This window comes from Streptomyces sp. NPDC041713 (genome assembly GCF_055591085.1).
Map to the genome: position 1 here is coordinate 804,251 of NZ_JBVIZY010000002.1, position 12,473 is coordinate 816,723.

At 70.4% G+C, this 12,473-nt stretch carries 15 protein-coding genes and 3 tRNA genes; 4 read left to right on the forward strand and 14 right to left on the reverse strand.

What is annotated here, in order from left to right; translation table 11 throughout:
* Positions 1–39 precede the first annotated feature (39 nt).
* From ACZ6CV_RS08495 to ACZ6CV_RS08520, 6 genes are all read right to left on the reverse strand, one after another.
* Positions 40–588 carry a TetR/AcrR family transcriptional regulator gene (locus ACZ6CV_RS08495; protein ID WP_469250313.1) on the reverse strand — a complete coding sequence of 183 codons (549 nt, stop codon included), beginning with the start codon at positions 586–588 and terminating at the stop codon, positions 40–42.
* A gap of 133 nt (positions 589–721) precedes the next feature.
* Entirely contained in the window at positions 722–1,150 is a 429-nt protein-coding gene (locus ACZ6CV_RS08500; protein WP_469250112.1) for a MaoC family dehydratase, read from the reverse strand.
* Between the two features lie 4 nt (positions 1,151–1,154).
* Complete coding sequence (locus tag ACZ6CV_RS08505) at positions 1,155–1,619, reverse strand: MaoC family dehydratase N-terminal domain-containing protein (protein WP_362363386.1); 465 nt, start codon at positions 1,617–1,619, stop codon at positions 1,155–1,157.
* Positions 1,620–1,712: 93 nt separating this feature from the next.
* A complete protein-coding gene (gene rpmG, locus ACZ6CV_RS08510; protein ID WP_004571794.1) occupies positions 1,713–1,877 on the reverse strand; it encodes a 50S ribosomal protein L33 in 165 nt (54 codons plus the stop codon).
* An 89-nt stretch (positions 1,878–1,966) separates the two neighbouring features.
* Positions 1,967–2,039, reverse strand: a tRNA-Met gene (locus ACZ6CV_RS08515).
* A 47-nt stretch (positions 2,040–2,086) separates the two neighbouring features.
* Positions 2,087–2,159 (reverse strand) — tRNA-Thr (locus tag ACZ6CV_RS08520).
* A 254-nt stretch (positions 2,160–2,413) separates the two neighbouring features.
* Here ACZ6CV_RS08520 and ACZ6CV_RS08525 point away from each other — a divergent pair.
* Both ACZ6CV_RS08525 and ACZ6CV_RS08530 read left to right on the forward strand, forming a co-directional pair.
* Complete coding sequence (locus ACZ6CV_RS08525; RefSeq protein WP_469250113.1) at positions 2,414–3,709, forward strand: amidohydrolase family protein; 1,296 nt, start codon at positions 2,414–2,416, stop codon at positions 3,707–3,709.
* 250 nt (positions 3,710–3,959) lie between these two features.
* The gene (locus tag ACZ6CV_RS08530) at positions 3,960–4,616 is read left to right on the forward strand and encodes an SDR family oxidoreductase (RefSeq protein ID WP_469250114.1); all 657 of its coding nucleotides are present in this window, start codon (positions 3,960–3,962) and stop codon (positions 4,614–4,616) included.
* Positions 4,617–4,808: 192 nt separating this feature from the next.
* On the opposite strand, the gene ACZ6CV_RS08535 is transcribed toward ACZ6CV_RS08530, so the two are convergent.
* A complete protein-coding gene (locus tag ACZ6CV_RS08535; RefSeq protein ID WP_355803892.1) occupies positions 4,809–5,021 on the reverse strand; it encodes a hypothetical protein in 213 nt (70 codons plus the stop codon).
* A 267-nt stretch (positions 5,022–5,288) separates the two neighbouring features.
* Here ACZ6CV_RS08535 and ACZ6CV_RS08540 point away from each other — a divergent pair, with 267 nt between their 5' ends.
* Positions 5,289–5,567: a DUF4190 domain-containing protein gene (locus ACZ6CV_RS08540; protein WP_469250115.1), complete on the forward strand. Its 279-nt coding sequence runs from the start codon at positions 5,289–5,291 to the stop codon at positions 5,565–5,567.
* A 240-nt stretch (positions 5,568–5,807) separates the two neighbouring features.
* On the opposite strand, the gene ACZ6CV_RS08545 is transcribed toward ACZ6CV_RS08540, so the two are convergent.
* Positions 5,808–5,889: transfer RNA gene (locus ACZ6CV_RS08545), tRNA-Tyr, on the reverse strand.
* Between the two features lie 196 nt (positions 5,890–6,085).
* On the opposite strand from ACZ6CV_RS08545, the gene ACZ6CV_RS08550 reads away from it, so the two are divergent.
* Complete coding sequence (locus ACZ6CV_RS08550; RefSeq protein WP_469250116.1) at positions 6,086–6,574, forward strand: YajQ family cyclic di-GMP-binding protein; 489 nt, start codon at positions 6,086–6,088, stop codon at positions 6,572–6,574.
* Between the two features lie 130 nt (positions 6,575–6,704).
* On the opposite strand, the gene ACZ6CV_RS08555 is transcribed toward ACZ6CV_RS08550, so the two are convergent.
* The 6 genes from ACZ6CV_RS08555 to ACZ6CV_RS08580 all read right to left on the reverse strand — a co-directional run bounded on the left by ACZ6CV_RS08555 (position 6,705) and on the right by ACZ6CV_RS08580 (position 12,467).
* The gene (locus tag ACZ6CV_RS08555) at positions 6,705–6,971 is read right to left on the reverse strand and encodes a GlsB/YeaQ/YmgE family stress response membrane protein (protein ID WP_355803898.1); all 267 of its coding nucleotides are present in this window, start codon (positions 6,969–6,971) and stop codon (positions 6,705–6,707) included.
* Between the two features lie 138 nt (positions 6,972–7,109).
* Complete coding sequence (locus ACZ6CV_RS08560) at positions 7,110–7,646, reverse strand: SMI1/KNR4 family protein (RefSeq protein ID WP_469250314.1); 537 nt, start codon at positions 7,644–7,646, stop codon at positions 7,110–7,112.
* Positions 7,647–7,756: 110 nt separating this feature from the next.
* Positions 7,757–8,152: a YccF domain-containing protein gene (locus ACZ6CV_RS08565; RefSeq protein WP_362363367.1), complete on the reverse strand. Its 396-nt coding sequence runs from the start codon at positions 8,150–8,152 to the stop codon at positions 7,757–7,759.
* Positions 8,149–9,012: a zinc metalloprotease HtpX gene (htpX, locus tag ACZ6CV_RS08570; RefSeq protein ID WP_355803904.1), complete on the reverse strand. Its 864-nt coding sequence runs from the start codon at positions 9,010–9,012 to the stop codon at positions 8,149–8,151. Before htpX ends, ACZ6CV_RS08565 begins: the two co-directional genes overlap by 4 nt.
* 222 nt (positions 9,013–9,234) lie before the next feature.
* Entirely contained in the window at positions 9,235–10,776 is a 1,542-nt protein-coding gene (locus tag ACZ6CV_RS08575) for an NADH-quinone oxidoreductase subunit N (RefSeq protein WP_469250117.1), read from the reverse strand.
* Positions 10,773–12,467 (reverse strand): NADH-quinone oxidoreductase subunit M, encoded by a 1,695-nt coding sequence (locus tag ACZ6CV_RS08580; protein ID WP_469250118.1) that lies wholly within the window; start codon positions 12,465–12,467, stop codon positions 10,773–10,775. The genes ACZ6CV_RS08575 and ACZ6CV_RS08580 overlap by 4 nt, the downstream gene beginning before the upstream one ends.
* Positions 12,468–12,473 lie beyond the last annotated feature (6 nt).

Genomic DNA, 12,473 nt, shown 5'->3' on the forward strand with positions numbered 1-12,473 from the left:
AACCCTGCGCGCACCCCCGTGACACGCAGGGCGCCCGCCTCATTGCTTGGGCTGAGCCGGCTCGTAGAAGCCGGTCCACACCCGGTGGTCGGGCTGGAACCCCAACGACACCAGGACGTTGATCAGCATCCCGTACGCCAGGAACGTGGTCGTCTCGTCGACCCCGGCCCCCCGCGCGAGATGCACCGTGTCGTACATCTCCATCCAGGCGGACCGCAGCGTCGCGCCGAACTCCGCGTCACCGGCCGCCTCCGCGGCGGCCGCGGCGACGTACATCTGCATCTGCATGAGCAGCTTGTCGGGGTCGTCCGCGATGAGCGCCTGATAGGCCCGCCCCATGGCGTGCTCGGCCTCTTCCGCCTCCAGCCCGTCGGCCGCGGCCCGGAAGACCTCCGTCGTCTCCTGGCAGCACCGCTCGGCGGCGGCGAGGAAGATGGCCCGCTTGTCCGGGAAGAGCCGGAAGAGATACGGCTGCGAGACACCCACCCGCTTGGCGATCGCCTCGGTGGAGGTGCCCTTGAAGCCGCTGCGGGCGAACTCGACCATCGCCGCGCGGATGACGCTCTCGCGCCGCTCCTCTGCGCTCATCCTGACCATGCGAGTAAGTTAGTGGCCAATCACTAAGCGGTCAAGGGGTCGTGCCCGGCAGCCCAGTAGCCCGCCCCCTCCATGCGTAAGGGGCGCCCCCAACGGAGAGCGCCCCTTACGTAGAACCGACGGGTCAGGCCAGCTGCACGACCGCGCGCGACATGCCGAGGACCTTCTGTTCCGCGCTCTTCGCGAGGAGGTCGACCCGGACGCGGCCGTCGTCCAGCTTGGCCGCGACCTTGGCGCTGACCTCGATCGTGGCGCCCTTGTCGTCGTTGGGCACGATGACGGGCCGGGTGAAGCGCACGCCGTACTCGACGACCGCTCCGGGGTCGCCCAGCCAGTCGGTCACCACGCGGATCGCCTCGGCCATGGTGAACATGCCGTGCGCGATGACGTCGGGCAGGCCGACCTCGACCGCGAACTTCTCGTTCCAGTGGATCGGGTTGAAGTCACCGGAAGCGCCCGCGTACCGCACGAGCGTGTCACGGGTCACAGGAAAGGACTGGGCCGGCAGCTCGGTGCCGACCTCGACGTCGTCGTAGGAAATCGTCGTCGTCATCGCCTCAGGCCTCCTTCGCCGCGGGCTCCGCCGCACGCGCGACGAGCTTGGTCCAGGCGGTCACGACGTGCTCGCCGGCCTCGTCGTGGACCTCGCCGCGGATGTCCAGGACGTCGTTGCCCGCGAGCGACTTGATGGACTCGATCGTCGAGCTGACGGTGAGCCGGTCACCGGCGCGCACCGGGCGGACGTAGGCGAACTTCTGGTCGCCGTGCACCACCCGGCTGTAGTCGAGGCCGAGCTGGGGGTCCTCGATGACCTGTCCGGCCGCCTTGAACGTGATCGCGAACACAAAAGTAGGCGGCGCGATCACGTCCGGGTGACCGAGCGCCCTGGCGGCCTCCGGGTCGGTGTACGCGGGATTGGCGTCCCCCACCGCCTCGGCGAACTCGCGGATCTTCTCCCGGCCGACCTCATAAGGATCAGTGGGGGGATAGGACCGCCCCACGAAGGACTGGTCGAGCGCCATGGGCCCGGTACCTCCTGCGGTTGGTTTCGTAACGACATAACGACACGAGGCCGCCCCCAGAAAACGGGGACGGCCTCGTGTACGAGCCTGTGTTTAGCGCGTTTCGCGGTGCGCAGTGTGCGCGTTGCAGCGCGGGCAGTGCTTCTTCATCTCAAGACGGTCCGGGTCGTTACGCCGGTTCTTCTTGGTGATGTAGTTCCGCTCCTTGCACTCCACGCAGGCCAGCGTGATCTTCGGGCGGACGTCGGTGGCAGCCACGTGAGTGCTCCTTGGACGGACGGATGGACGGATGAACGCATAAAAGAGTAGCCGATCGAAGGACCGACCCCACAATCGGCTACCGTTAGTAGCGGTGACCGGACTTGAACCGGTGACACAGCGATTATGAGCCGCTTGCTCTACCGACTGAGCTACACCGCTGCGATGCCGGATCACCCCGCCCGAAGGCGAGGATCACTCAACATCAGAGCCCCAATGCGGAATCGAACCGCAGACCTTCTCCTTACCATGGAGACGCTCTACCGACTGAGCTATTGGGGCGAGCGATGAAGACATTACACGGTTGCCCGCCGATCGCCCAAATCCGTTTCGCCGGGGCTGTCCGAGGGCATCGGCGGGCCCGTCCCAGGAGTCTGTGAACGCCTCATCCGTGCACGCGCACCGCACCCGCACCACACCGGTACGACTATTCCGCTCCTCCTCGAAGCAGGCCTTTCGCCGTCCTAGGCTCGGCACACGCTGCGTGATCTTGACGCCTCCCCCGACTGCAGCCGCCCCCGAGCCCCAGGAGCGCGATGCCCGACAGCCAGCCGCAGCAGCCCCACTCCTCAGGCGCGTCCGGCCCCTCCGATTCCGGCCCCGCGGACGACTCCGGGGCCCTGCTGCTCTGTGGCGCCCGGCTCACCGACGGCCGGACCGTGGACGTCCGTCTGGGTGGCGGGCGCATCGAGGCGGTCGGCACGGCCGGCAGCCTGAGCACGCACGCCGCGCGCGTGGACCTCAGCGGCTATCTGCTGCTGCCCGCGGCGGCGGAACCGCATGGACACGGCGACACGGTGCTGTCGGCGGACTCGCCGGGTCCGGTCTCGTACGACGTCCCTGACGTGCAGCGCAGGGCCACGGAGGCCGCACTGCTGCAGCTCGGGCACGGCGCGACGGCGCTGCGCTCGCACGTGCGGATCGGCGACGTCCACGGGCTCGGCCCGATGGAGGCGGTGCTGCAGGCGCGGCGTTCGCTGCGGGGCCTGGTGGACCTGACGGCCGTCGCCGTACCGCGGCTGCTGACCGGCGTCGCCGGGGCCGACGGGCTCTCCATGCTGCGGGACGCGGTGAAGATGGGCGCCTCCGTAGTGGGCGGCTGTCCGGATCTCGACCCCGATCCGACGGGGTACGCGGAGGCGGTCCTGGAGATCGCGGCGGAGCACGGGTGCCCGGTGGATCTGCACACGGACGGTGACGACCCTGCGCGGCTCGGGCGCCTCGCGGCGATGGCCGGCGGCATGCGTGCGGGCGTGACGATCGGCCCGTGCGCCGGCCTCGGCCGGCTCCCCTCGGACGTGGCGGCGCGCACCGCCGAGCAGTTGGCCGCGGCCGCGGTGACGGTGGTCTGCCTCCCCCAGGGCGGCTGCGGGGGCGCGGAGCGGCACGGGGTGGCCCCGGTGCGGCTGTTGCGGGCGGCGGGGGTGCGGGTCGCCGCGGGCAGCGGGGCGATGCGGGACGTGTCGAATCCGGTGGGGCGCGGGGATCCGCTGGAGGCCGCGTATCTGCTGGCCTCGCGGTGCAGGCTGCGGCCCGAGGACGCGTACGGCGCGGTGAGCGGGGCGGCGCGGGCGGCCATGGGGCTGCCGGAGGTGCGGGTGGAGGCGGGTTTTCCTGCCGAGTTGCTCGCCGTGCGCGGCGACCGGCTCGCGGGCGCGCTGTCGCTGGCGTACAGCCGGATCGTGGTGCATCGGGGGCGCGTCGTGGCGCGGACCAGCGCGGTGCGCGAGTACTGCGACTCCGCTGCCGCGGTGGCGCTGGACCTGCCGCGGCAGGGGCGGGCGGCGGGGGCGCCGCCTGGGCGAGGCAAGGGGGAGGAACCGTCGGGGTGACGCGGGCGGGTGTTCCCGTGTGCGGGTGAGGTGCGTGCCGGGGGGTGCGTGCCGGTGCCGGTGGGTCCGTGCCGGTGGGGTCCGTGTCTGCGGGGGCCCGTGTCGGCGGGAGTCCGTGTCGGCGGGGGTCCGTGTCGGCGGGGGTCCGTGGGCCCGGATGGCCCTTCACGCGCGCGTGCGTTGCGGTGGTTTTCCTGGTGCTCACGCGCGTGTTGAGCGCTCCCGTCCGCCCTGTCGTACGGTCGGGAGTATGCGCATTGTCATCGCTGGTGGTCATGGTCAGATCGCGCTGCGGCTCGAGCGTCTGCTCGCCGCGCGTGGTGACGAGGTCGCGGGGCTGATCCGCAACTCCGGGCAGGAGGACGACCTGCGCGAGGCGGGCGCCGAACCGCTGCTGTGCGACCTGGAGTCGGCGTCCGTCGACGAGGTCGCCGGACATCTGCGCGGCGCCGACGCGGCCATCTTCGCGGCGGGTGCGGGGCCGGGCAGCGGCGTCGACCGCAAGAGCACCGTGGACCGGGACGCGGCCGTGTTGTTCGCGGACGCGGCGGAGCTGGCCGGGGTGCGGCGTTACGTCGTCGTGTCGTCGATGGGCGCCGATCCGCGGCACCAGGGCGACGAGATCTTCGACGCCTATCTGCGAGCCAAGGGCGAGGCCGACGCGTCCGTACGCGCGCGTGCCGCCCTGGACTGGACGATCCTGCGTCCCGGGATGCTGACGGACGACGCGGGCACCGGCCTCGTACGCCTGGAGGCGTCGACCGGGCGCGGGCCCATCCCGCGGGACGACGTCGCCGCGGTGCTCGCGGAGCTCGTGGAGACGTCGGCGACGGCCGGGCTGACGCTGGAACTGGTCAGCGGATCCGTGCCGGTGTCGGTGGCGGTCAAGTCGGTCGCGGGGAACTGAGGGCGACGCGGGGGTGCCTGCGGGGGTCCTGAGGAGTTCCTCAGGAGTTCCTGAGGGGCGGTCAGGGCGGCCTGAGGGGTACTCAGGGCCTCTCGAAGGGCTGGAGGAGCCCCCCGGCCGCCTTGGGTCCTGCGGGGCCCCCGGGGGTGCCCTGGGACGCCGCCTTGGGCCCTGTGCGGTCCAGGACTTCGCTCAGAACAGAGGGAGCTGGCCGGGGAGGTCCGGGACGACGTAGCCGTCCAGGGCGGGCTGGGCCGCGCCGAGTTGGGCCTGCGTGCGGGAGCCCGGGCAGGAGACGAGGTCGCCGGTGCCGCGCGGGCCCGGCGGGTCGTGGCGGGCGAACCGTCCGCCGACGACGGCGATCTCGCGGCGGCACACCGGGCAGTTTCTGCGACGGGACGTCATGCACCCATTTTGCGCGCATGAGCTCCGGGGTGGCGCGCGCCGACCCTCGCGACGCGCGGCCCCGCAGCACGCCTCCGCAGCGCGCCCCGCCGTACGTCTCCACCGATCACGTCTTCGCTGAACGGAGCTGGGTCCTCCGGAACGATCCGATCTCGCCGCCGTATGAATGCTCAACTACGCAGCTTTCAGACGGACTACGGCCTGAATTCCGGGGCACTTGAAGGTGCGTCACGCAATACTGGAATTCGATCTCCAAGGAGTGTGGCCATGTCGGTTTACGGTGGCCGTTCAGCAGCTTCCCCGAACGCCCGGACAAACGGCCTCGCGGTGGCCGGACTCGTCTGCGGCATCCTCGGTCTGTTCTTCCTGTCCTTCGTCCTCGGGCCGCTCGCGATCATCTTCGGCGCGATCGCCCTGCGCCAGAAGACCGGCAGCCTGGGCATGGCGAAGGCGGGCCTGATCCTGGGCATCGTCGACGTGGTGCTGTTCATCGTCCTGCTGGCCGTCGTCGCGTCCGGCGGCTTCAGCTGGTACGTCGGCGGTTGATCGGCGGTCGATCGGAAACGATGACGGCGGGGCGGAAATCCCGCGACTCCCATGAATCCGCGAACCCGCGAAACCTGTGACACCTGCGAGATCGCCAATCCGTCCATCAGGGAACGGAGAGACGGAGAAAACGGCGAGCAGGGAAGCCCTTTATCCATATCAGAGGGCGCCGGGACCACCCAGACGAAGAAACCCCCTCCGGTCTGCGTTTCCGCAGACCGGAGGGGGTTTACCTTCATGTGGCGGCGCCAGGATTCGAACCTGGGAAGGCTGAGCCGGCAGATTTACAGTCTGCTCCCTTTGGCCGCTCGGGCACACCGCCGGGTTTGCTGCCTGGCCCCGCTTGCGCGGCGCTCCGTGGCAACGACGTAAACGATACCTGATGCCAGGGGGTGCTCCGCCACCCGATTGAGCGGCACCCCGCGCGGAGGCGGTGGCTAGGCTTTGCGGATGCGGCCAGCGTCAGTCGGCCGTGTAACCGCTGAGTACGCATACCCCGATACAAGGAGCCACAGGACATGGCCGACTCCAGTTTCGACATCGTCTCGAAGGTCGAGCGGCAGGAGGTCGACAACGCCCTCAACCAGGCCGCCAAGGAGATCTCCCAGCGCTACGACTTCAAGGGCACGGGTGCCTCGATCTCGTGGTCCGGCGAGAAGATCCTGATGGAGGCGAGCGGCGAGGAGCGGGTCAAGGCGATCCTCGACGTCTTCCAGTCCAAGCTGGTCAAGCGCGGCATCTCGCTGAAGGTGCTGGACGCGGGCGAGCCGCAGCTGTCCGGCAAGGAGTACAAGATCTTCGCCTCGATCGAGGAGGGCATCTCCCAGGAGAACGCCAAGAAGGTCGCCAAGATCATCCGTGACGAGGGCCCCAAGGGCGTCAAGGCGCAGGTCCAGGGCGACGAGCTGCGGGTCAGCTCGAAGAGCCGTGACGACCTGCAGGCCGTGCAGGCGCTGCTCAAGGGGCAGGACTTCGACTTCGCGCTGCAGTTCGTGAACTACCGGTAGTCCGGTGGTTCGGTAGTTCGCCGGCGGCCGGTTCCTCGCCGTCGTACGACTACGGAGGGCGGGCACCCCACATGGGGTGCCCGCCCTTGCTGTCTGCCCTGTATGCCCCGGTCCGGCCCGGCCCGGCGTCTCAGCGTCGCGAGTGGCCGAACAGGATGCGGTAGGCCACCAGGAGGACGAGTGAGCCGCCGATGGCCGCCGCCCAGGTGGCGCCGTCGTAGAAGTGGTTGGGTATCGGGCGGTCCAGGTAGCGGGCGGAGATCCAGCCGCCGATGAAGGCGCCCGCGATGCCGATGACCGTCGTGCCGATGAAGCCGCCCGGGTCACGGCCGGGCAGCAGCAGTTTGGCGGCGGCCCCGGCGAGGAGTCCCAGAACGATCCAGCTGATGATGCCCATGCGGTGACCTGCCCTTTCTCGCGCGGTGAGCTTGGTGCGCTGTTCTCCTGAAGGACGTCACCTCGTGGGGGCGCGGTTGCGGTGACCGTCAGGGTGCGGCGCAGACCACACAGGGCGTCAGGGGCGGGCCGAGAAGGGTTACGCGCGCGTGCGGGTGTCCAGCCACTCCGGCAGGTCCGGGTCGTCGTTGTCCTCCTCGTACCACCCCGTGCCGTCGAGCCAGGCCGTGAGCCACGTCGTGAGGTCCGGGGAGTCGACGAACCAGGCGTGGCTCGGGTCGCCGCCGTTCGGCTCGAAGAGGAGGACCTGGGCCTCCTCGGTGCGGCAGTCCACGCACGCGTACATCGCGCAGCCCCAGTGGGATATCGGCACCACGCCCTCGGGCCATCCCCAGGCGGAGCCGCGCATCGCGTGGTACTCCTCGACGACGGCCGGCTCACCGCCGGAGGACTTCCCTTCGAGGAGCGGCAGCAGGCCGTACTCCGGGCCGAACCCGCCGTCCCCCACGCGGGTGTAGAGCGCGGCGAGCAGGGGCGGCAGGCGGAAGCCCAGGGAGACCTCGGCCCGGGCCAGGGTGCCCGCGTCCACGGGGGCGGGCAGGGAGTCCCAGCCCCAGGGGCGGGTGGCGCGCGCCGCCGCGGCGACGCGGTCCAGCAACTGCTCGGTGCGGTCCAGCAACTGGTCGGTCTCGGTCATGAGTTCATGGTGGACCACGGCACTGACAATCCCGGTGGCGAGCCCGCGGAGGGGTTGTGAGCGGGCGTCAGGCCCGGCTCATGCCCGGCCTAGTAGCGCGCGGCGAACGGCTGGTCCGTGCGGACGATCTCGCGGCCGAGCGGCAGCAGGGAGACCGGGATCAGCTTGAAGTTGGCGATGCCCAGGGGGATGCCGATGATCGTGACGCAGAGCAGGAAGCCCGTCACGATGTGGCCGATCGCCAGCCACCAGCCGGCGAGGACCAGCCACAGTACGTTGCCGACGCAGGACGGGGCTCCGGAGTCGCGGCGCTCGACCGTCGTGTAGCCGAAGGGCCACAGGGCATAGCGGCCGATGCGGAAGCTGGCGAGGCCGAACGGGATGCCGATGATCGTGACGCACAGCAGCACGCCCGCCAGGAGGTAGGCCAGGAACATCCAGAAGCCGCAGAGGACGAGCCATATGACGTTGAGGATTGTCTTCACTGGTGGCGACCTGCCATCTGTTCGAGTCGGGCGATGCGCTCCGCCATCGGCGGGTGCGTGGAGAACATCTTGGACATCCCCTGCCCCGGACGGAACGGATTGGCGATCATCATGTGGCTCGCCGTCTCGAGCCGGGGCTCGGGGGGCAGCGGCAACTGCTTCGTACCCGCTTCGAGTTTGCGCAACGCGCTCGCCAGCGCCAAGGGGTCGCCGGTGAGTTGGGCGCCGGACGCGTCCGCCTCGTACTCCCTGGAGCGGCTGATCGCGAGCTGGATGATGGAGGCCGCGAGCGGGCCGAGCAGCATGATGAGGAGCATCCCGAAGATGCCGGGGCCGTCGTTGTCGTTCGACCTGCCGACCGGGATCAGCCAGGCGAAGTTGACCAGGAACATAATCACGGAGGCCAGGGCGCCCGCGACCGAGGAGATCAGGATGTCGCGGTTGTAGACGTGGCTCAGCTCGTGGCCGATGACGCCGCGCAGCTCGCGCTCGTCGAGGAGGCGCAGGATGCCGTCGGTGCAGCACACCGCGGCATTGCGCGGATTGCGGCCCGTCGCGAACGCGTTCGGCGCCTCGGTGGGCGAGATGTACAGGCGCGGCATGGGCTGGCGGGCCTGGGTGGAGAGCTCGCGGACCATGCGGTACAGCTCGGGGGCCTCGAACTCGCTCACCGGGCGGGCCCGCATGGCGCGCAGGGCGAGCTTGTCGCTGTTCCAGTACGCGTACGCATTGGTCCCGAGCGCCACGAAGAGGGCGACGATCAGCCCCGTACGCCCGAAGAAACTGCCGATGACAAGGATGAGCGCGGACAGTCCCCCGAGGAGTACGGCGGTCTTCAACCCGTTGTGCCGGCGGTGCACGGTACGCCCTCCTGGTGGTGCGTGGGGGAACCCTCTGCTGACTGGTGCTTCCACTGTTCAGTGGACCCTCCCGTACTGGTCAACGCCAGGCGGGGAGCACTAGTTCCCTTGTGCACGTACGAGCGATGTAGGCCGCGCGGGTGAGGGCGGTCCGGTGCCGCTTCGGAACAGGCCGGTTCAGAACAGGCCGGTTCAGAACAGGCCGGTTCAGAACAGGCCGGTTCAGAACAGGCTGGTGTCCGAGAAGCGCAGGATCAGCTGGGGCGCTCCGGAGAGGGCGACGCCGAGGGCCGCCGTCAGGGCGATGGCCGCGGTGAGGGGGGCCGGCGCGCGGTGCTCGACCGGCTCGCCCTCGGGGGCGCGGAACAGGAGCGCGGTCCACTGGAGGTAGTAGTAGAGCGCGATCACGACGTTCGCGGCCATCACCACGGCGAGCCAGCCGAGGCCCGCGTCGACCGCCGCCGAGAAGACGGTGACCTTCGCGAAGAGGCCGACGATGCCGGGCGGCAGGCCCGCGAGGCAGAGCAGGAAGAAGCCCAGGACCAGCGCGGCCAGCGGGCTGCGGGCATAGAGGCCGCGGTAGTCGCTGACGCGGTTCAGGCGCCTGCTGCGGCCGACGAGGGCGGCCACGGCGAACGCTCCGAGGTTCACGGCGGCGTACATCAGGGCGTACGCGACGGTGGCGCCGACGGCCTCCTCCGCGGCGGCCTCGTTGTCGGCGTATCCGGCGGCGGCGATCGGCACCAGGAGGTAGCCGGCCTGTCCCACGGAGGACCAGGCGAGGAGGCGGACCGCGCTGTACGCGCGCGTGGTGACCTGGCGCAGCGCGGCGACGTTGCCCGCGGTCATGGTGAGCGCGGCGAGGACGGCGAGCGCCGGGCCCCACACGTCCGCGTACGAGGGGAAGGCGACGACGGTGACGAGGATGAGGCCGGAGAAGCCGACGGCCTTACCGACGACGGAGAGGTACGCGGCGACGGGCAGCGGTGCGCCCACGTAGGTGTCGGGCACCCAGAAGTGGAAGGGGACGGCGGCCACCTTGAAGGCGAAGCCGACCAGGGTGAGGGCGACGCCGGTCTGGGCGAGGGTGTGCAGCTGTCCGTCGAGGACCTCGGAGCTCTGCAGCTTGGTGGCGATCTCCGTGAGGTGCAGGGTGCCGGTCGCCGCGTACACGAAGCTGACGCCCATGAGGGTCACCGCGGTCGCGGTGACCGAGGACAGGAAGAACTTCAGGGCCGCTTCGGAGGAGCGCTTGTCGCCCCGCTTGAGGCCGACCAGGGCGAACGCCGGCAGGGAGGCGACCTCCAGGGCGACGACGAGCGTCGCGAGGTCGCGCGACGCGGGCAGCAGGGCGGCGCCGGCCGCCGAGGAGAGCAGCAGGAACCAGTACTCCCCCGCGGGCAGTTCGTCTCCGGAGTCCTTGAGGGTGCTCATCGAGAGCAGGGCGGCGAGCAGCGCGCCCCCGAGGACGAGGAGCTGGATGACGAGGGTGAAGCGGTCGGCGGTGTAGCTGCACGCGTGCGTGCCGCCGCCGGTCAGGCAGAAGGTGGAGCGGTCGTCGTCCAGGAGGGGCAGCAGGCTGAGCGCGGCCGCGGCCAGGCCCGCCACGGAGACCCAGCCGAGCAGCGCCTTCTTGTCGGCTCCCACGAAGAGGTCGGCGACGAGTACGAGGAGGGCGACGACCGCCGCGATGGTCGGCGGCGCGATCGCGAGCCAGTCGACGGACTGGACGAGGCTTGCGGCGCTTTCGGCGGCCACGGTCACGACTTGCCTCCAGTGAGGAGCTTCTGCACGGCCGGGTCGGTCAGGCCGAGGAGAGCCGCGGGCCAGAGTCCGGCGAGGACGGTGAGGGCGACGAGCGGGGTCCAGGCGGCGAACTCGTATCCGCGGACGTCGGCGAGCGCCGCGCGCGCGGGGGCGGCGGTGGTGGGCGCCCGGGCTTCGTCGACGGGCGCCGGGACGGCGGAGGGCGTCGCGGGTGCCGGCTCGTCGGAGAGCGCTGCGGGTGCCGGTTCGTCGGGGGCGGCCGCCGGACGTGCCGTCGGGCCCATGCAGACCCGGCGTACGACGATGAGCATGTACGCGGCGGTGAGCAGGGTGCCGAAGGCGGCGAACGCCATGAAGGTGAGGAACGCGGGGCGGCTCAGGTCGTCGGCGGGCTCGAACGCGCCGAACAGCGCGAGCATTTCCCCCCAGAAGCCGGCGAGGCCCGGCAGCCCGAGCGAGGCGACGGCGCCGAAGGCGAGGAGGCCGCCGAGGCGCGGGGCCCGGCCGTAGAGCGCCGCGCCCGATTCCCGCGCGAGGGTGTCGAGGTCGGTCGTGCCGGTGCGGTCCTTGACCGCGCCGACCAGGAAGAACAGCAGGCCGGTGATGAGGCCGTGGGCGATGTTGGCGAACAGCGCGCCGTTCACGCCGGTCGGGCTCATCGTCGAGATGCCGAGGAGCACGAAGCCCATGTGGCCGACCGAGGAGTACGCGATGAGGCGCTTGAGGTCGCCCTTCGCGCCCCGCCTGGCCAGCGCGAGGCAGGCGAGGGAGCCGTAGATGATGCCGACGACCGCGAAGGCGGCGAGGTACGGCGCGAACTCCCGCATCCCCTCGGGCGCGACGGGCAGGACGATCCGGACGAACCCGTACGTACCCATCTTCAGCATCACGCCGGCCAGCAGGACCGAGCCGACCGTCGGCGCGGCGGTGTGGGCGTCCGGCAGCCAGCTGTGCAGCGGCCACATCGGCGTCTTGACCGCGAGCCCGATCCCGATCGCCAGAACCGCGATGACCTGCACGGATGTGGTCAGGCCCCGGCCGTTGTCAGTGGCGAGTGCCACCATGTCGAATGTGCCTGAATCGAGTCCGATGACGAGGAGGCCCAGCAGCATCACGACGGATCCGAGCAGCGTGTAGAGGATGAACTTCCAGGCGGCCCGCGTCCGTTGCTCACCGCCCCAGCGGGCGATGAGGAAGTACATCGGGATGAGCACCATCTCGAACGCCAGGAAGAACAGCAGCAGATCGAGGACGGCGAAGGTCGCGAGGGTGCCGGACTCGAGGACGAGGATCAGTGCCACGAATGCCTTGGGGGACGGGCCCGACGGCATTTTGAAGTAGCTGTGGAGCGCGCAGAGGAAGGTCAGCAGCGCGGTCAGGACCAGAAGGGGGAGCGAGATGCCGTCGATGCCGAGGTGGATGCGCACGTCGAGTGCGGGGATCCAGCTGATATCGGTCGTGGCCTGCATCTTCGACGGCTGGTCGTGGTCGAAGCCGAGCGCGAGGACGATCGCGGCGAGCAGGATCGCGCCGGTCACGACCACGCCGTGGCGCAGCACGGCCTGGTCGGGTGACGTCCCCTTCAGTCCGGGCGGGGCGGGCAGCAGGGCGGCCACGGCGCCGATGAGCGGGCCGATGACGATCAACGCCAGAAGAAACTGCATCACGGACTCACTGATACCGATCACGGCTGC